Source organism: Pseudocolwellia sp. AS88, from assembly GCF_030551755.1.
Lineage (GTDB): Bacteria > Pseudomonadota > Gammaproteobacteria > Enterobacterales > Alteromonadaceae > Pseudocolwellia.
This window is the reverse complement of sequence record NZ_JAUPEC010000005.1, coordinates 103,763-123,751: the sequence shown is the minus strand read 5'-3', so window position 1 is coordinate 123,751 and position 19,989 is coordinate 103,763. Positions and strand designations below refer to the sequence as shown.

Here is a 19,989-nt window from a genome sequence, read left to right as displayed (position 1 = left end):
ATCTTTATTCTTATTTACGCGTGAATAAACTTACATTCATAATATTAAGAATATTTTCAGCTTCTTTACTAGCAAAAGATGCTGCATCAACTAAGTCTTCAGCGGAAATATTTAACGACTTACAAAGACTCTCATCAACTGTCTCGTCGTAAGTAAATTCTTCAGGATGGCTATCAACAAGTGCTAGTCTTGACGCTAAATAAAGTATTTTAACATCTTTGTTGATTTGATTAGAACTAGCTTCGTTGTAATGTCTAATAGGAAGTATGATTTTTTCAGGTATTTGCCATATTTTCAGTAATTCAGCAGAAACATCAGTATAAGTAAAATCTAATAATTCTTTCTGTAAAGTCCAAGGTAACTTCTCTGGTGAATACTTTTCACATTGCTGTGCAACTTCAGGAGACACCTTAGCAACAATAAGCTCACCAAAGTTTTGTAGTAAGCCTGCTACAAATAAGCGTTCAATATCTCTTATGCCTGCTTTAATTGCTAAATTTTTAGTAGCTAATCCACAAAACACACTCATACGCCAAAATCGTTTTAAGTCGATAGCTTGATTTGCAAAGTGTTTAAAAGCACTTGCAGCAACATCAACTAGCATCATGTTGTAAATAGCTTGAGTACCAATGATTGTTATAGCACGAGAAATAGTACTAATTTCTCCAGAAAAGCTATAAATGGCACTATTAGCAATTTGTAATAAACGTGATGTTAAAGAAGGATCAACACTGATCACATTAGCAAAATCTTCAATAGTTGAACTTTCATCTTCCATTAATGATTTTATTTTGAAGCAAGCATCAGGCAAAGCAAAAGAACCGTTTGCTTGTTTGGCATAGTCATTAGCATTCATAGAGAGTTTTTCTGTAGTATTTATCTTATTCACAGTGTAACTCGAAGTTTTTAAAGATAAAGATAAAAATTGTAATCGGTGCCTAAAACAGCAATAAAGTAGAGGTTTTCCACCTAAATAAGTAAATTACGCCGTTATTAAGAGACCATTCTAATTAATTTTTAGACTTTGAATAGATAATATAAAAAGAGCTTTACACTAAATCTCTCTAGTTAAGGCTAATATATTGCAATTAAAAAGTGTTAATTATTTGACTAGAAATGAGTGCTTACAGATTTATAACAAAGGGTATTTTCGTAACAAATATTTATTTAAAATTGCTTCACATCAAAAGTACTAAATAATAGTTTTTCAGCTTCTGAAGCTTTCATCGGTTTTGAAAAGTAATAGCCTTGACCATATCGACATTCCATCTTATTTAATATTTCAGCATCCTCAAGGCTTTCTATCCCCTCGCCTACTGTTGCCATGTTTAAATTAGTGGCTAAATCAATAATGGTTTTAATAATCGCTTGATGGCTTTCATGGTCATGAACATTGGTAATGAAAGAACGGTCTATTTTTAATACATCGATAGGGAATAAATGCAGATAACTTAAACTTGAATAACCGGTACCAAAATCATCTAATAAAATCCTTACACCTAGCTTTTTCAATGCTTTCATATTACCCAGTACAACATCACTATTATTAAGTAGTGCACGCTCTGTTAATTCAATGCGTAATCGAGAAGCTTCAACCCCTACTTTTTCCAAAATCTTACTGATATCTTCAGCTAAAGATAAACTAAAAAAGTGATCGCCATATAAGTTACAACTTATGTAAATATCGTCACAGCCAAATTTTGTTTGCCATTTTTTTAACTGTCGACAAGATTTTTCTAATATTTGTAAATCTATCGGCATAACTAAGTTACGCTCTTCTGCCAATGGGATAAAATCGTTAGGAAAAACAAAGCCTCTTTTTTTACTTTCCCATCGAGCTAAGGCTTCAAAGCCTTTTATTGCGCCTGTTTCTAAATCAACAATAGGTTGAAAATAAGGAGTAAATTCTTTGGCTTTAATCGCATTACGAATATCTAGCTCTAAACTCAAAGCATTTTGAATATTACTATGCATACTCGAATCAAAAACTTCGTAACGCCCACGACCATTCTCTTTTGCGTGATACATAGCCGTATCAGCATCACGTAACATAAAATCAGCGTTATCGTAACGTTCGTTATTAAATAAGATACCTATGCTAGTACCTATATATACAGGGTGATCTTCTATAACAAAAGGGGCAGACAAAAATTTAGTTATTCTTTCAGCAACATCATAAGCCTCTTGTTTTGAATCTAAATTCTCAATCAAAATAACAAATTCATCGCCACCAAAACGTGCAACCGTGTCTTTACTTCGCACCATGGAAACCAGTTCTTTAGCAACAGTTTTTAATAAAGAGTCACCTGCATGATGCCCTAAACTATCATTAACAATTTTAAAACGATCTAAATCTAAAAATAGAATAGCGAACAAGTGCTCAGGAAAATGTTTAGTCGATAAAATAGTATGGTTAAGTAAGTCTATGAAAATATCTCTGTTGGCAAGCCCTGTTAAGCCATCATGAGATGCAGTATGGGTTAATTGTTTTTCAACTAATTTACGTTGCGAAATTTCTTCTTCTAAAGCAAGTGTTCTTATCTTCACTTTTTGCTCTAAAACCCCATGACTTTGACGCTCAATTGCAGCCAGTTCTCTGCGTCTTATCGCAGAAGAAATATGATCAGACACATAGTTAAGTAATTCTCTATCTTGGGAAGTATACGAAACCTTCTTCTGATAACTTTGAATAACCATTACACCTAATAAGTGATTAGTATGTATTAGAGGTACACCTAACCAAGCTGCTGTATTTTTATCGTAAGTTCCAATTTCACCTTCCTGATAAAGTTTTTCTATATCATCGGTATTTAATAATAAAGCCTTACCTCTACTTATAACGAGTTCAGTAAGATGTTTACCTGCTTTTCTAGGTGCAAGACTGGTATTAATATTTTTTCCGTTGTGATCGACATAATAAACAAATGTTAATAAGTCAGACTTTTCAGAATATTTGGCAATATAAAAATTAGGCGCATTAATTAAACGTCCAACAATTTTATGCACATTAGAATAGAACTCAGATATTTCAAGATCTGCGTCATTCGCGAGTTCTGATATTTTATATAATGAATCTTTAAGTAAATCTGACTTTTCTCGATCTCTAATTTGCTGCATTAACTCAGATGTGCGGTTATCTATCGCTGTTTGCAATATTTCTAATTCTTGTAAACGATTTAACCCTATGACTAAATGTTTAGAAATAAAGGTCAGCAAATCTAGATCATGCTCATTGTACGCTTTTTCAATGTGGCTATTTTGAACTGATATGCAGCCCATAATATAGCCATCTTTGATTAATGGAGCACCCAGCCATTGGAAGATATTGTCATCAACAGGATTAATTTTAGAAGTCGCCACTAGTTTGTTAATTGAAGCTTTATTCGCTAAAAGTGGTTTCTTCGTATCTATAACATATTTTAAGAGTGAACCTTTATAATCATCAATAGCTACAGGGATGTTCGAAATGGGCTGCGTGTCATCAACAAAATAAGGAAATGTTAAAGTATCAAAAGTTGGGTTAAAAAAAGCAACATGAAACTTCTCTGCCCTAATAACACCACAAAGGATTTGATAAATCCCTTTTAAGAAGTCGTGAGTATTATCTATATTATCGGCGAGTTTATCGAGCTGGCATAAAATCGTATGACGACTTTCCAGTTTTAGGTATTTATCACGAAGATCAATAACTTCTTTTGCAAGTTCTTTTTCTGAACCCGTTAAGTTATTAAAATTTTGAGGTGATAGATCCATTAAAGAATTAATAAAGTAATAATTTTCATAAGTTTATTTTGACGCTTAATCGTCAAAATATCCAGTTTGTTCGCTCGAAATACTTAAATATTAAGTAAAAAATAGAACACCCATAGTTTAACTGGCTTACCAGTGAATATATCCATAATAATAAAAAGACGTGTTGTTAATCGCTTGTTATTATCTTGCTAACTAAAGTTAAGATCAGTTAATTTTAACTGCCTCATCATGCTTTCTAAATTTTTTCGTTGTCATAATGACCAAAAAATTAATCTATTTATTTAATAATGACATAAATAACAAGCAGTAAAATAAGCATAGCTATTATGGAAAATGGCAGAGGAAATATGAAGCTTTTAGGTTTTTACACAACCATAAAATAGAGGCTTTATGGTTGTGTATTTTATTGATTTTCTATTTTGCCTCAGCACTACTAAAAAATATTTTTATATTTTGAATTAATCGACGAAATAGCATTCCTATATCTTCAATAATCACATAAAGGCAAGGAATAAAAATCAACGTAACAATCGTAGCAAACAGAACTCCGAAAGCGAGTGAAATAGCCATAGGTATTACAATCTGTGCTTGAGCACTTACTTCAAAAAAGATGATGGGCACCAAACCAATAAAAGTTGTAATTGAGGTTAACATAATCGCTCTAAAACGCTTTGCACCAGCATGCATTACAGCACTCTTTAAATGCTCACCTCGTTTCCTAGCATTATTAACATAGTCCACCATAACTAAAGAGTCATTCACTACAACTCCGGCAGCGGCTAGTATCCCCATTACAGATAAAGCACTTAAGTTCATACCTAAAATAAAATGCCCAGCTACAGCCCCAATAATACCAAAAGGTATAACCACTATAATCATTAGTGCTTGCGAATAAGATCTTAAAGGAATCGCAAGCAGTGAGAAAATAAGCAATGTTGAAATAATAAAATCACGTTTTTGGTTATCCGCACTCTCTATTTCTTCTTGAATACTACCTGTAACCTCACTTTGAAGTTCAGGATATTTACGTAATAGTTGTGGAATAAAGTTATCACGAATATCTTTAGTCACTTCAAAAGGCTCTACCTGCTCAGCATCAACACTGGCCCATACATTAATCGTTCGATTACCATTTTCACGACGAATACTCGTAACACCTTCTTTTAATGTAATAACAGCAAGTTCAGATAAAGGTAACTCTGCTCCATTAGGCGCTTGAATTAAAACATCATCAACATGACCAACAGAACTTCGTTGCTCTAAAGGATAGCGAACCATTACCTTAACTTCTTCACTATCTCGTAAAATACGCTGTGCTTCTAAACCATAAAAACTATAGTTAACTTGAGATGCAATATCCGCTAATGTTAATCCTAAACTATTAGCCAAAGGCTTTAACTCAAACTGAACTTCTTTTGCACTTGTTTGACGACTATCGTTAACATCACCAAGACCTTTAAGTGAATTAAGTTTCGCTTTTAGCTCTTTTGCAGCAGCAAGTAGTTGGGTGTCATTATCACTTTCTAACCTGAAAGCTATATCACCATCGTCTCTACCGCCACCAAATAGATTATCACCTATGGTTAACGACTTAACACCTGGATAGTTTGGAATAGCTTTACGCCATAAATCAGCGAGCTCAAATGTATTCATTGGACGTAACTCAGGTATTACCAACTTAACCATAAGTTGACCATTAGTTCTAGTTTGTAAATCAACTTGCATATCTGAAATCATTGAAGAACCGTATTCGTCCTCAATATCTCTATCAACCTGATTAATAACACTTTGTATATTTAACAGTGTTTGTAATGTTGCTTTCTCAGAAGCATCAACATTCATTTCAATATCTATTCGAGGGAAGTCATGTGGAATTTTAGGTTGCCCAATAAACTTAACAAAACCACCTAAAAATAAGCCTGCACTAATGAGCATTAGACTGATAAAAAACATAAATACGGTGTAACGATACTCAATAAATATAGCTAAATACGGGCTATAAACATTTTTAATAAAACGTTGTAATGCAGTATCTATAGATAAACGAAGCCTATCTATTGGATTTCTAGGGTTAAAAGCCTTTATTTTCATCTTTACTAAATGAGCAGGTAAAATAAGTTTTGACTCAATTAAAGAGAAAATAAGACAAAGTATAACAACTGAACCTATAGCCTTTCCAAAAGCTGACGATGGTCCTTCACCAAAAAGAAAAGGCAAGAACACGGCCATTGTTGTTAACACCCCAAAAGTTGCAGGCATAGCAACCCGTTTAACACCTCTAATGACATTATCAGTACTATGACCATGCGCTTCTATTTCGTCATGAGCACTTTCACCCATCACAATCGCATCATCAACAACAATACCTAACACCAAAATAAAAGCGAATAAGCTAATAACATTAATGGTTACCCCAACAAACTCCATTGGCATAACTAATAAAGTACCTAAAAAACATACAGGTAGCCCCATCATTACCCAGAAAGCCAAACGAACACGAAGGAATAATGCCAACATAAGAAACACTAATACCGCACCACTTTTCATATTGTCTATCATCATATTCAAGCGGCCATCAAGGTAATAGGTCATATCAACCCATGTTTCAAGTTTGACACCTTTTGGTAATACCTTGGATTTATCCTCTACGTATTGCTTAACAACTTCTGCAATATCTGTAATGCTTTGGTTGTCTGCTGCTCCGATAAATAAGGTTACCGAATTTTCACCATTAAATTTTGAATATTGTAGGCCCTCTTCAAAACCATCAATAATCGTTGCTATCTCTCCTAAAACAACTTTTGTACCATCTTCTAAAGTGATTACAGGAATTTGCTCAAACTCATATCCTCTGTAAGCTTGGTTTTCTACGCGAAGATTAATATAACCATTCTCAGCTCTAATTTGCCCAGCAGACATATTACGAGAATAATTACGAACAGCGTTGGCTATACTGGCAAAACTTAATCCATACTCTCTAAGCTTATCCTTACTAACCTCAATAGATATTTCATAATTAAGACCCGAATATAATTCTGAAATATTAATATAAGGCAACTCTTGAACTTCATTATGAATACTACGACCAAGCTCTTTAAGTTCGCCATTTGTAAGGTCGCCGTATAAGCTAATGTACATAACTTCTTGCCTGAACTTTTCCCGTTCAACAGTTATACGTTCCATTCCTTCGGGGAAACTAGAAACAGAATCAATAGCTGATTTAACTTCTTCAAGAACAATTTGCGGATCATAATCTAATTCAACTTCAAACCAGCCATTCGAAAAATTTCTATTTGAATACGTAATGACACGTTTTAAGCCTTGAACAGTTTCCAAAGCCTCTTCGATTTTAATGGTTATGCCTTCTTCAACTTCTTGAGGGGCAGCTCCAGGATATGGCGCAGAATAAGAAATCCAGTTAATTTTTACTTGCGGAAACATTTGTTTATTAATGGTTTGAATAGTAAATAAACCACCTACTAATATAAATATCATTAATAAATTTGCTGCAACACTGTTTCGAGCAAACCATGCAATTAACCCTGTATTGGTGTCAATACTATGGTCAATCTCAACAGTTTCTTCAGGTTTTGTAGTCGACATTAATCTTCCCTTACATCGCTATCATCTAAGACAACTTTTCCTGCAATTTTGGTATCATCAGAATTTAATCCTGATTCATCGGTAGCAAGAGCAAGTTTCATTCCGTCGATAGGATAATCTAACGCTGATACGATAAGACGATCCCCACTATTTAATCCTTGAGAAATAATAACGTCGTTACCATTTTGTCGAACAATAGTTACCGTTGCATAATGAAGTTTTGATTCTTCATCTAAAATAGGTACCTGATTATTTTGTACTAAATGGCGAGGAACAGTAGCAGCTTCAGCAAGACTCACTCCTAGAATACTTGCATTTACATATGAACCAAAACGGATTGGAGTTTTATTATTTTTAGCCTCTAAAACATAAGGATCAGTGATTTCTGCCACAAGATAACTCATACGGCTATTACTATCTATAACACCTTCACTACGTGCTATTTTTGCATTCCACTGCGTATTCTCTCCTGCATAGGTTCCTTTAAGAACAACATCTGCGTTAACCAGTCCTTTGTCTAAGAATTGAAACTGATTGTCAGCAACAGGTAAACGAATTTCAGCAACAGATGTACCTAGTAACTTACCCACATTAAAGGTGACGCTGACAAATGAACCTAAGCCTATATTCCTGCTTTCAACCATCGCGTCAAAAGGCGCTCTGATCTCTGTTCTTTCTAAGTTGCGCTTTGCTCTAAGCACTGAAGCTTGTGCAGCCTTTACCTTAGCAAGTTCTTGTGCCAATTGTGGTTTACGTAAACTTAGCTCTGATGGCGAAGCATTAGTAATTGTTTCCCATTCACTTTGCGCTACCTTTCCTTGAGCTTCTTCTTGTTCTAGAGAGGCTCGGGCTGATGCCATATTTGCTTCAGCATCGATCAAGTTAGCCTCATAATCACTAGGATCAATTCGCGCAAGTAGTTGACCTTTTTTAACAAAACCACCGGGAACAAATAATGGAGACAACTCAACGATTTGACCACTCACTTGTGCCACCATTTCAGTTTCATATTTTGGTGTAACAATACCGTAAGACTGAACGTCAAGAGTCATAGGAGATACTAGGATTTTCTCTACTGATACAATAGGAGTATTGTCTACCTCAGCTTTTTCTTCTGGCGGCTTTTTCATACTAATAAAAAGCACAGCGATTAAAATACCTACAAGCAAAATAACGAAAGGTAAGATTATTTGTTTTTTCCGTGTCACAGAACACTCCTTCAGGGTAACCTTATAAACTTCAAAAACTGAATTTATAAGCGAATAACAATATTTTTATTATGAATAAATTTAGACAAAAGTTAATGTTACCATCACACTTTTGTCCATAAAATTATCAGGTTGCAAATACTTGTTACAATATTTGAGCCTAAAAGTTACAAGATAAAAAATTTAACAAAAATTAAAACAAAACACCTATTAAACAAGTAGTTAATATCCCGTAGAAAAACAGGTAATGTTTAATACTAGGCAATTTAAAAATAAAGACTAGTAAATTTAACTATTATTTTGATTTTTACACTAATTATTAACGATATACTTAAGTACAGTTGTTTTTAGAAAACATGTCATTTACGACAACAAATAAATAGTTAGGCACCGCCAAATATTAGTAGTGTTTGTAACCACCTAACTTTGCTTCATATTAATAAACATACGAAATAGCTGACTATAGGGATCTATAATGATTGATAAAATCAGTGCTTTTTTCAAAAAACTACAATTAACCGACCAAGAAAGTGACAATAACGAGCTTTCTTTAGAAGTAGCATGCACAGTACTTTTATGTGAAGTAATGAAAGCTGATGGTGTTTTGCAAGAAGCTGAGAAGGCTTCTCTAAAAGCATTTATTGCTAAACAATTTAACCTTGAAGAAAGCGAAATTGACGAAATAATTAAGCTCGCTTTAAACGTTAGCGAAGACGCTACAGACTTTTATCAATTCACGAATAAAATAAACCAGCACTATAGCATAGAACAACGCATGGAAATAATAGGTTATTTATGGCAACTCGCTTATGTTGATGGCGAGCTCGCAACTCTCGAAGAGCATATTATTCGCAAGATTTCTGACTTACTACATTTAAGGCACAGCGAATATATTCAAACAAAGTTAGCAAATACTCCCTCATCTTAAGCTGATGATGTATTATAGCGAATACACGACTTAATTATTCAGTAATTAAGCGATCCTTTTTATTATTTCTAGAAAACGGCGAACATAAATGGCTGACTTAGGTAAATTTAATACACTTTCTGTAATTACAGTAAATGACACGGGTGCATATTTGAATGCAGATGATTTAGGCGAAGTACTTTTACCTAATCGTTTGATCCCAGAAAACTGTACTGCAGGTTCACAAGTGAGTGTTTTTTTATATAAAGACTCAGCCGATAGAGTCGCTGCAACAACTCAACAACCATTAGGTGAAGTGGATCAGTTTGTTTCTTTAAAAGTATCAGCCATAAATAAAATGGGCGCTTTTTTAGATTGGGGATTACCAAAGGAATTATTGGTACCTTACAACGAACAACATACCGAAATGGAAGTAGGTAAATACTACCTTGTTCGAATATATTTAGATCTTCGTACTGAACGTATTGTTGCTTCAAGTAAACTCGATAAATTTATTGATGTTTGGCCTGCTGACTATCAAAAATGGGACAAGGTTGATCTTATTATTGGTGGTAAAACAGATTTAGGTTTTAAGGCCATTATCAATAACCTACATTGGGGTTTATTATATGACAACGAGATCTTCCAGCCGTTACGCATTGGTAAAAAGATCACAGGTTATATCAAACAAGTACGTGAAGATGAACGAATAGATCTAAGTTTATCTCGTCCTGGTGAAGGTAAAGTTAATGATTTTAGTCAAAAACTTTTAGATTATATTGCTGAGCATAATGGTGTAAGTCCATTACATGATAAAAGCTCACCTGACGATATTCAAAAAGCTTTAGGTGTAAGTAAAAAAACCTTTAAGGCTACCGTAGGTAATTTACTTAAAAAAGGTAAAGTCAAAATAACTCCTGAAGGTATTACCCTTATTTAAGGCTTTTACTTAACTAGGTAAAACTTTTAACGAATAAGATAGAAATTAGCGATGACAGATCAAATAGCAGAAGAAACAGCAACCACAACACAAAAAGTGGTAGAGGTTATTAACCCAGCTAACTTATTAAAAAATGAAATAGATCAAATGGCGCATATTTATCAAATCGTCATCGACTTTTTCACGAATTATAGTTTCCAAATAGTTGGCGCAATCATCATCTTCATTATCGGCTACATTTTAGCAGGTAAAGTAGCCGCTATGCTTTTACGTGTTTGTGAGCGCCACAATCTTGATGTAACGTTAAGCCGTTTTATTGCTAATAGTAGCCGTATGATCCTCGTACTGATGATTGCTATTATTGCCTTAGGAAAATTAGGTATAAGTGTTACACCATTTATTGCAGCAATTGGTGCCGTTTCTTTAGGTGCAGGCCTAGCCTTACAAGGTTTGTTATCAAATTATGCTGCCGGTTTTAATATTATTATTACCCGCCCTTTTGTTGTTGGCGACACAATTGTAGTAAAGAATGTTACAGGTGTTGTAAAAGAAGTTTTACTCGCTCACACCATCATTTACGATGAAGATAACGTTAGAATAACTATCCCTAATAAACACATTGTTGGTGAAATATTACAAAACTCACTGCATGATTCGTTATTAGAGTTAAATGTTGGAATTGCCTACAGTGAAGATCCTATCGAAGTTATTGCCCTTTTAGATAAGGTAATTGCAACAACAGGCGTTGTAAGTAAAACCCGTGAGCCACAAATAGGTATTGATGAGTTTGCTGATAGTGCGATTAATATTTCTATTCGTTTATGGACACCAACCGTAAATTTATACACCGCTAAGTTTACCGCTTATAAAGCCATATATTTAGCTCTTGATGAAGCAAATATTCAAATACCGTTCCCACAACGTGATGTTCATATGATTCAGCCAGAAACGAAAGCTTAGGAAGTTGTCTCTTAATACTTTCCATTAAAAAAGGCGCTTAAGCGCCTTTTTTTTGTCTCCAGTATTTTTTTAATACCGATTCATAACTCGAATTACTGAGTGCCGCCAATTGTCATTTCATCAACTTTCAATGTTGGCTGTCCAACACCAACAGGAAGACTTTGACCATCTTTTCCACATACACCAACGCCAGCATCAATAGCTAAATCATTACCTACCATGCTTACATTTTTCATCGCTTCAGGACCACTACCTATTAAGGTTGCACCTTTAACTGGAGAAGTAATAACACCATCTTCAATTAAATAAGCTTCTGAACTAGTAAATACAAATTTACCCGATGTAATATCCACTTGCCCGCCAGCAAACTGAGGTGCGTAAATACCTCGCTTAACTGACTTTATAATATCTTGTGGATCACTCTCCCCTGCTAACATATAGGTATTTGTCATTCTAGGCATAGGAAGATGAGCGTAAGACTCTCTACGGCCATTACCAGTAGGTTTAACGCCCATTAATGAGGCATTATGCTTATCTTGCATGTAACCTTTTAAGATACCTTTTTCGATAAGTACATTGTATTGTCCTGGTGTACCTTCATCATCAATATTAATAGAACCACGGCGATTCGCCATCGTACCATCATCAACAATCGTACAAAGCTCTGAAGTCACTTGTTGACCTACCTTGCCAGAAAATGCAGAAGAACCTTTACGGTTAAAGTCACCTTCTAAGCCATGCCCTACAGCTTCATGAAGTAATACACCCGGCCAACCAGCTCCTAATACTACAGGAAAGTTTCCAGCAGGCGCTTCAATTGCCACTAAGTTAACTAAGGCTTGACGCACAGCTTCTTCAGCATAATTTAAGTATCTCGCTTGCTTTCCTTCAACTTCAAAGAAATAACTATAATCAGTTCGAGCACCGCCACCTGAACTTGCACGTTCGCGCTTACCATTTTCTTCAACTAATACTGAACAATTTAAACGTATTAACGGACGAATATCTGTTGCATAAGTACCATCTGTTGCTGCTACAAGAATTTTTTCAAACACGCCAGATAAGCTAACGATAACTTGTTTAACACGTTGATCAATTGAACGTGCATGAGCTTCTACTTCATGTAGTAAATTGATCTTTTGCTCTTGCCCTAAGCTATCTAAAGGATCTACACCTAAATAGATTTGAGGTTGAGTTTGACGACTAAAAGCCTTAACCGAGCCACTTTGCTCCGCTTTAGTTATACCTTTAGCAGCATCAGCAGCTTTAGTTAGTGCTTCTGGCGATATGTCGTCTGAATAAGCAAAACCTGTTTTTTCACCTGAAATCGCTCTAACACCAACACCACGTTCAATATTGTAAGATCCTTCTTTAACAATACCATCTTCTAACATCCATGACTCATGTCGACTCGATTGAAAGTATAAATCAGCAAAATCAACATTACGTTGAACCATGCTATGTAATGTTTGATTTAAAAAATCGGTATCTATCTGGCTATCAGCCAAGAGCTCGCGCTCAATATTATTCATATGGGGTCAACTTAGATGTAAATTTATTATGGTTCATTACTGGCATTGCTTCTCGCACTTTTGCCAACTCTTCTGGTGAATAGGTGACTGTTATAATGCCTTCACCGTCAGGCGCACAGGCTTTTATTTCACCCCAAGGTGAGATAATCATACTGTGCCCCCATGTTTCTCTTCCGTTTTCATGTATACCTTGTTGCCCAGCGGCAATAACATATACCTGGTTTTCAATTGCTCTAGCTTGTAATAATGCCTGCCAATGGGCTTTACCTGTGGTCGCGGTAAAAGCGCTAGGTACGGTAATAATATCAGCACCTAATGTTCTTAACTGGCGATATAATTCAGGAAAACGCAAATCATAGCAAATACTTAAACCAATATGTGTGCTTTTAGTTTTAGCAACACTCAGTTTTTTACCTGCTTGAGTATGGGTAGATTCTAAATATTGCTTCTGACCGTCTTTAACTTTTGCATCAAAAAGATGAATTTTGTCATAACGTTGAATAAGTTCACCACTAGGTGAAAACACTAAGCTTGAATTGGTAAATCTTTCATTATTAGTTTCTTGTTCTTCATCCGGTAGGAGAATTGGAATGCTACCAGCGACAAGGTATAGCTGATATTTTTTTGCTAAAGCTGCTAATGCGTCAGCTGTAAAATTATTAACGCTATTTTGTTTAGCTAAATTTAATTGGTCTGTTTCTGTACCACCAAAAAATAAACAACATTCTGGCAACACTACAATATTCTCATCTGATGGTGTTAATTCTTTTAAAAAAGCTTCTATTGTAGCTAAATTATGTTCAACATTGGGTTTAGAACATAACTGAATTGCGGACAAACTAACCATCTATTTCACTCTTTTTCGGTAATTCAATTGTTTCAGGTTGACTATTCGAGTCTTGCTCATTGCTTGGAAGAGTAACATTTGGAGGACTTAATTCGTCAACAATTTGAGGTGGTGTTGTTTTACCTACACTGATGTTACGTGTTTTACGGTTTACATCTTTAAATATTGGTTGTTCTATGCTGCCTGTGAGCTCGAAATTCATCTCGTAATACACTTGAGAGGTAATAACTTCTTCAAGAGCAAGTCCGGCTAGAAAGGTAACAGGGTTCAAGGTTGCTATCCAAGCTAAAGCTGGCAAACTTGAAGTAACATTAGGTTTATAAGACATTCTAATATCTAATACTTGTTTACCTAAGTCTGTATTACCTTTTACTTCCAAGTCTCCTGCGGCGCCTTTCATAAACATATTATCGGTATACATAATGCCATCTTTCATTTGGAAGTCACCTTTAATGCTGCGATAAAACATACCATCAGCAAAGATGTCTCTAAAATCAAAACTTAATTTACGTACTAGTGATTGCAAACTAAGTACTGAAAATACGCGAGCTTGATCCGGTACTTCAGCTAAATAGCCATCGTCAAGTGATGCATTAAACTGACCATTTAATTTGGCGATTGCAAAATCATAAGGGCTCGATTGCCAATCAAAAGCAAACTGACTTTGTAAGCCACTGTCTTTAATTGTTGGTGTGTAACCTAATCTTTCGGTTTCTTGTTCAAGATCTTTAATATCAAGAGTACCTTTAAGATTCGTTAGGTTATCGTTTTCCAATTGGCTCCAATAGCCTTCTAAGTTGAGAGTTAATTTATCTCTCGTCGCTTTAAACTCTTCTAACAAAATATGGTTTTGTTCGTCTCTTTTAACTTTAAAACTTACCTTACCCAGATCAAGTTTATCCAGCTTGCAACTCTCACAATTCACTAGTAGCGGAGGGAGCTGTTTATAGAGTTTTTTATTAAGCTGATTTATTGCCTCTTGATCAGCTTCAGAAGTAATAACCTTTTCTTCGTTATTGCTTTGTGCGACATCAGTTTCACCTAAAGACGTCTCAGGAATTAATTTTGCCAAGTGAATAAAGTCGGCATTAATTTCTATGCCTTTCTCATACAGGTCTTGATTTAGAACAACTTGGCTACGAACTTCTTTTGAATTGATATCTATTAACCAAGATTGGTCGTTTTTACTTAAACTCAAAAGCGCATCAGATAAACTGTAATCACCATATAACAAGGTGCCTATTTTGGCTGTTATACGTTCAGGGCTTTCAAGTATAACGTTTTGTTGTGGTTCATCTGTGTTGTTAAAACCACTTATACAATCAATAACATCAGTTATAAAAGGTTGCCATTGTGCAACGTCCGCTTGATCTAATTGAGAGCTAATATGAAAGCCTTGTGTGGGTAACAACATGTCTTCACTGCCTAAAGCTAAATGGGCTTTAGTAAAGCTGACCTTTTCATGATCAAGTACACCATAAAATGTTAACTGTTCGCCAATTGCAGCATTAATCGTTGTATTTTTGTTTTGCCCTGTTACTTGAATATTAGCTTTAACTACTTGATCAGCGGTTTTGGAATAAGGCTCAGGTAATTCAAGTACCAATTTGTCTAATGAAGAATTAATATCAAAATCGTAGGTATAACCGCCTTGATTAAACATATTCAAGGATAATATGCCATTCCAAGCTAAATTTCCCGAGCCATAACTTTGTAGTTGTTCAGGTAACTGGTTTTGCCATTGCTTAGTATTCCAATCGGCATCTATTGCGATATTGGTATTATAAAGAATACCTTTATCTTGAGCATTAACCGACAACGTCAAAGGCATATCACGCCACAACAAACTGATATCATTTGTTAATATTTTATCGTTATTAAAGGTAAGTTGACCATTAACTTTGGTAAACAGCATATTAGGTGCTTGCAAGTTAATGTTATTATCAGAAAAATTCACAGTACCTTTAACAATACCTGTTTTAGGCGCTCGTAAAGGAAGTACAATTCCAAAATCGCCTGAAATAGGCCCTGTAATAACTAAGCTCTTCAATGCTGCGCCCACTGTTTTTTGAAGCGGACTTTTCTCCATCAAGTTACTTACGTATTCAGGTTTTAATTTATCAAAGGTTGCATCAACTTCTAAAATAGTCGCATGCTTTAAGTCTTCAATTTCAACACGAACACCACTCACGTCGATGTTTTCTAAATCACCACTGCGGCCACTAATTAACATGCTATTATTGGTGAAGTTTAAGTTAGCATTAAAGTTGTTAATTGCAGGCCACTTTGGTTGGAATTTAAATTCAGCATCACTAATTTCCAAGTCAACTGTGAATATGCCTTCATTATTTTCAAAAGGAAATTTATTTAAGGGGCCATTAAAGAGAACTTGACCTTGATCTATATTTCCTTTGACAAGGGCACCATTTAAGTAATTAACAAGCACATCACCCATAATTTTTTGAGGGTAATAATGATTAGCTAAACCAGCATCACCTCTGTTAATTACAGTAAGGAGAGACATTTTGGCATCTTCATTTTGTGGCTTTTCAACAACAACATCAGCCGACAATGATATTTCATCAGAAGTAAATTCAATATCATTACTACTAAAAGTCCAAGAGTCTTCACCAAATGTGAATCTTGAATCAGAGTAAAATTGATTATATGGAATAGGTTTTACAAAATGATCGCCATAATCTAATAGCCCTTGTTGAGCGTTTAATTTAAAGCGTAGTGTTTTATCTTGAAAGGAAACTTCACCGCCCAAATTTGATATACCTGGGATTTTTTCATAAGGATAAGTATTAACTTGTTTCAGCCCTGCAATAACTGATTGTTTGTTCTCATCAAGTTGTAAAAACAAGTTTTCAACTGCACCATTAGGATTAATATGGGTAAGCAATTCAGTTAATTTTTCATTATTAGAAAATAAAGGTGATATCTCAGTAAGTCCTTGCACGTTCAAATGACTAATATAGCCATTATAAACTCCAGCTTTTTTAGCAAACTGAATGCTTGTTGGTTCCCAAGTGTTTTTAGGTGTAATGATGGTTAACGGACTTGAAGCTATGCTAAAAGTTTTAAACTCATTTTCTTGGTTTATGCCATCACCAAAGTTTGCTAATAAATGTCCTTGATTGATACTAAAAAACTGATCAATATTGTTATGTGTCCAGCTAATCTCATTATTACCTAAAGCAATAAGTAACGACGATGGCATACCTTTTTTGATAGATAACCAACCATCAAAGTTAATAGCTGAATGGGTATCTCTGTTGTCTATGGCAAAGATAGTATCGAGCCAAGGTGTTATATTTAATTGATTAGCTTGTAAATAGGCTTGACCATCAAGATCATCAATATCATCACCATGTAGATCTAACAATACTTTAATATTATTGGATGTTAAGCCATCTAAAATTACGTAGCCTTTACCTCTATGTCTGTCGCCTTCGTTGATCCAATCGAGTTGGTTAATAACGAGCACTTTTTCAGTTTGGTTGGTTTGAAAAACAATTTGGCTATTGTGTAAAGAGAATCGACTAATTTGATCTAAAAACATTTCAGTGATTCTAGTGACTAGAGGTTTGTCTTTATCGATTTCTTTTGAAGATTTGTTCAAGCTTTTTATAAACACTTGCGCACCATCAAGGGTTACGTCCTGTGTAATAAGACGGCCTTTAATAAGACTTTGCCAAAAATCTAAATGAACATGTATTTTATCGATGAAGATGTCAGTAGATTGAGTTTCTAATAAACTGACTTGATTGAGTACAATGGATGGACCTAACTTTTCCCAATCCATACTAAGCGCACCAATACTGATGTGACTGCCATTAGCATTGTTAATAAAGTCTTCTAGACCATCTTTATAGTTTTGTACATAAGGCAGGAATAAGCGGAGCGAACTAATTAATACAGCAAAAATCACCAATAAAATGGCAATGGTTTTGTAGACTCTGTTTAACCAACGGTTAATTACGCGAGAAGTGCTCATTAATTTACGGCATCACTTATTAATTACATTAGGAAAAATTTTACATTGAAGATTACATCCTCAAAAGATCACTGATTTAATAACTCAGTGATGAACAAAATATTTAGCTATAACTCTATTATAGCTGAGTTATAGCTAGATCATAACAACATCAAATTGTTCTTGATTATACATAAGTTCCGTTTGTATTTTAATATCCTTACCAATAAACACTTCAAGCTCGGCTAGATTATGATATTCGTCATTAATCAAAGCTTCGCTTACCGCTTTAGACGCATAAACAATAAATTTGTCTGCATCGTGTGCTCGATTAACTCTTACAATTTCTCTTAGTATTTCATAACAAACACTTTCACATGTTTTTAGATGGCCACGACCGGCACAAACTGAACATTCACCACATAAAATATGTTCAAGGCTTTCTCGTGTTCGTTTTCGTGTCATTTCAACAAGCCCTAACGCTGAAAATCCACTGATGCTAAATTTAACATTATCTTTAGCCATCGCATTATCTAAGCTACTTAAAACACGACGCTGGTGATCTTTCTCATTCATATCGATAAAGTCGACAATGATAATACCACCTAAGTTTCTTAAACGTAGTTGTCTTGCTATTGCTTGCGTTGCTTCAATATTTGTATTAAAAATGGTTTCTTCTAAATTACGATGCCCAACAAAAGCGCCAGTATTAATGTCAATCGTGGTCATGGCTTCTGTTTGGTCAATAATTAAATAACCGCCTGACTTTAAGTCAATTCTTCGATGTAGCGCTCGCTGAATTTCATTTTCAACATCAAACAAATCAAATATCGGACGTTCACCTGGATAATACTCAAGACCATTACTTAAATTAGGTGCAAACTCAGCCGTGAACTCGATAACTTGATCATAAGTGAGTTTTGAATCAATACGAATACGTTCAAGTTCGGTTCCAACAAAGTCCCTTAGAACACGGAAAATCAGAGATAAATCTTGATAGATTGCTGTTTTGGTTACTTTACGCTTCTTTCTTTCAATGACTTTTGCCCAAACTCTCCGTAAAAACTCGGCATCTTGTTTTAATTCTTGTTCTGCTGCACCTTCAGCGGCTGTTCGAACGATAAATCCATGCACATCATCACAAAATGGAGTGATAATTTTTTTCAGACGATTACGTTCTTTTTCACCTTCAATACGTTGTGAAATACCAGCTCTACCTGTTTCTGGCATCAATACTAAATATCGAGCAGCTATCGTTATATCAGTTGTTAAACGTGCACCTTTGGTTCCTAGAGGATCTTTAACAACTTGCACCATAAGATACTGCCCTTCTCTTACTAAGGTACGAATATCAGGAACTTGGTCGCTTGATGCATCATTGTCTGAGTCATCTTTATTAAGAATAAGTTTTGAATTAATATCTGAAGCATGCAAAAAAGCGGCTTTGTCTAAACTAATATCAACAAAGGCAGCTTGCATTCCAGGTAATACTCTAATGATTTTTCCTAAGTATATATTACCTACAATGCCTCGGTTAGCTTCACGCTCAACATGAACTTCTTGCAATGTGCCATTTTCAATTAGTGCAACGCGAGTTTCACTAGGTGTTACATTTACCAGTAACTCTCCACTCATATCTTTTCCTCTGCTCTACATTGTATTGGCGTATTTACACCAAATTTAGACAATAATTGAGTCGTTTCATACAAAGGTAAACCAACTACGGCAGAATAACTACCTGAAATATTAGTCACAAATTGCGCGGCTATACCCTGAATACCATACGAACCAGCCTTATCTTGGGGTTCGCCCGTATTCCAATAACGAGTAATTTCATCTAAACTCAAAACTTTAAAAGTAACATTTGTTGTTACTACGTCTGAGAGCACTTTGTCTTTACTTATTACTGCGATAGAAGTTAATACTTGATGAGTATTTCCTGATAGCATCTGAAGTTGTGCTATACACTCGTCAATATCAGCTGGCTTGCCTAAAATACAATCGTTGTAAACGACACTGGTATCAGATCCTAGAACAATTGTAGAACCTTGTTGTAAGGCATCTATATTTTGAAAACTGGCCTGAGCTTTTTCAATCGCTAATCTATTAACGTAATTAAAAGGTAATTCGTTCCCTTTAATATCTTCATTGATATTGGCAGGTTTACAGGTAAACGTATAACCAATTTGTGTAAGCAATTCTTGTCGGCGAGGAGATTGTGAAGCTAAAACTAAAGATAATGTCATAAAATTGTCTTTTT

The 19,989-nt window shown here is 34.9% G+C and carries 12 protein-coding genes; 3 read left to right on the top strand and 9 right to left on the bottom strand.

Features of this window, described 5'->3' with window-relative positions; genetic code table 11:
• Positions 1-10: 10 nt before the first annotated feature.
• The 4 genes from Q5N69_RS05505 to Q5N69_RS05490 all read right to left on the bottom strand — a co-directional run bounded on the left by Q5N69_RS05505 (position 11) and on the right by Q5N69_RS05490 (position 8,564).
• Positions 11-889, bottom strand: a complete 879-nt coding sequence (locus Q5N69_RS05505) for an HDOD domain-containing protein (RefSeq protein WP_304367860.1) — start codon at positions 887-889, stop codon at positions 11-13.
• A gap of 278 nt (positions 890-1,167) precedes the next feature.
• Entirely contained in the window at positions 1,168-3,753 is a 2,586-nt protein-coding gene (locus Q5N69_RS05500; RefSeq protein WP_304367859.1) for an EAL domain-containing protein, read from the bottom strand.
• A gap of 414 nt (positions 3,754-4,167) precedes the next feature.
• Complete coding sequence (locus Q5N69_RS05495) at positions 4,168-7,356, bottom strand: efflux RND transporter permease subunit (RefSeq protein ID WP_304367858.1); 3,189 nt, start codon at positions 7,354-7,356, stop codon at positions 4,168-4,170.
• Entirely contained in the window at positions 7,356-8,564 is a 1,209-nt protein-coding gene (locus Q5N69_RS05490; RefSeq protein WP_304367857.1) for an efflux RND transporter periplasmic adaptor subunit, read from the bottom strand. Before Q5N69_RS05490 ends, Q5N69_RS05495 begins: the two co-directional genes overlap by 1 nt.
• Positions 8,565-9,039: 475 nt before the next feature.
• Between Q5N69_RS05490 and Q5N69_RS05485 the strand changes: the two genes are divergently transcribed.
• From Q5N69_RS05485 to Q5N69_RS05475, 3 genes are all read left to right on the top strand, one after another.
• Positions 9,040-9,492, top strand: a complete 453-nt coding sequence (locus tag Q5N69_RS05485; protein ID WP_304367856.1) for a TerB family tellurite resistance protein — start codon at positions 9,040-9,042, stop codon at positions 9,490-9,492.
• A gap of 88 nt (positions 9,493-9,580) precedes the next feature.
• Positions 9,581-10,411 carry a S1 RNA-binding domain-containing protein gene (locus Q5N69_RS05480; RefSeq protein WP_304367855.1) on the top strand — a complete coding sequence of 277 codons (831 nt, stop codon included), beginning with the start codon at positions 9,581-9,583 and terminating at the stop codon, positions 10,409-10,411.
• A 51-nt stretch (positions 10,412-10,462) separates the two neighbouring features.
• Complete coding sequence (locus Q5N69_RS05475; protein ID WP_304367854.1) at positions 10,463-11,371, top strand: mechanosensitive ion channel family protein; 909 nt, start codon at positions 10,463-10,465, stop codon at positions 11,369-11,371.
• Positions 11,372-11,463: 92 nt separating this feature from the next.
• Here the strand turns inward: Q5N69_RS05475 and tldD are convergent, their stop codons facing one another.
• From tldD to Q5N69_RS05450, 5 genes are all read right to left on the bottom strand, one after another.
• A complete protein-coding gene (tldD, locus tag Q5N69_RS05470) occupies positions 11,464-12,903 on the bottom strand; it encodes a metalloprotease TldD (RefSeq protein ID WP_304367853.1) in 1,440 nt (479 codons plus the stop codon).
• Complete coding sequence (locus tag Q5N69_RS05465; protein WP_304367852.1) at positions 12,896-13,750, bottom strand: carbon-nitrogen hydrolase family protein; 855 nt, start codon at positions 13,748-13,750, stop codon at positions 12,896-12,898. Before Q5N69_RS05465 ends, tldD begins: the two co-directional genes overlap by 8 nt.
• A complete protein-coding gene (locus Q5N69_RS05460; RefSeq protein ID WP_304367851.1) occupies positions 13,743-17,750 on the bottom strand; it encodes a YhdP family protein in 4,008 nt (1,335 codons plus the stop codon). The genes Q5N69_RS05465 and Q5N69_RS05460 overlap by 8 nt, the downstream gene beginning before the upstream one ends.
• Before the next feature lie 135 nt (positions 17,751-17,885).
• Entirely contained in the window at positions 17,886-19,364 is a 1,479-nt protein-coding gene (rng, locus tag Q5N69_RS05455; RefSeq protein WP_304367850.1) for a ribonuclease G, read from the bottom strand.
• A complete protein-coding gene (locus tag Q5N69_RS05450) occupies positions 19,361-19,975 on the bottom strand; it encodes a nucleoside triphosphate pyrophosphatase (protein WP_304367849.1) in 615 nt (204 codons plus the stop codon). The genes rng and Q5N69_RS05450 overlap by 4 nt, the downstream gene beginning before the upstream one ends.
• Positions 19,976-19,989 lie beyond the last annotated feature (14 nt).

What these genes read in the sequence shown, in the direction of transcription:
- Q5N69_RS05500 (WP_304367859.1), bottom strand. Translation starts at nt 3,753, where the DNA reads ATGGATCTATCACCTCAAAATTTTAATAACTTAACGGGTTCAGAAAAA.
- Q5N69_RS05495 (WP_304367858.1), bottom strand. Translation starts at nt 7,356, where the DNA reads ATGTCGACTACAAAACCTGAAGAAACTGTTGAGATTGACCATAGTATT.
- Q5N69_RS05485 (WP_304367856.1), top strand. Translation starts at nt 9,040, where the DNA reads ATGATTGATAAAATCAGTGCTTTTTTCAAAAAACTACAATTAACCGAC.
- Q5N69_RS05480 (WP_304367855.1), top strand. Translation starts at nt 9,581, where the DNA reads ATGGCTGACTTAGGTAAATTTAATACACTTTCTGTAATTACAGTAAAT.
- Q5N69_RS05475 (WP_304367854.1), top strand. Translation starts at nt 10,463, where the DNA reads ATGACAGATCAAATAGCAGAAGAAACAGCAACCACAACACAAAAAGTG.
- tldD (WP_304367853.1), bottom strand. Translation starts at nt 12,903, where the DNA reads ATGAATAATATTGAGCGCGAGCTCTTGGCTGATAGCCAGATAGATACC.
- Q5N69_RS05465 (WP_304367852.1), bottom strand. Translation starts at nt 13,750, where the DNA reads ATGGTTAGTTTGTCCGCAATTCAGTTATGTTCTAAACCCAATGTTGAA.
- Q5N69_RS05460 (WP_304367851.1), bottom strand. Translation starts at nt 17,750, where the DNA reads ATGAGCACTTCTCGCGTAATTAACCGTTGGTTAAACAGAGTCTACAAA.
- rng (WP_304367850.1), bottom strand. Translation starts at nt 19,364, where the DNA reads ATGAGTGGAGAGTTACTGGTAAATGTAACACCTAGTGAAACTCGCGTT.
- Q5N69_RS05450 (WP_304367849.1), bottom strand. Translation starts at nt 19,975, where the DNA reads ATGACATTATCTTTAGTTTTAGCTTCACAATCTCCTCGCCGACAAGAA.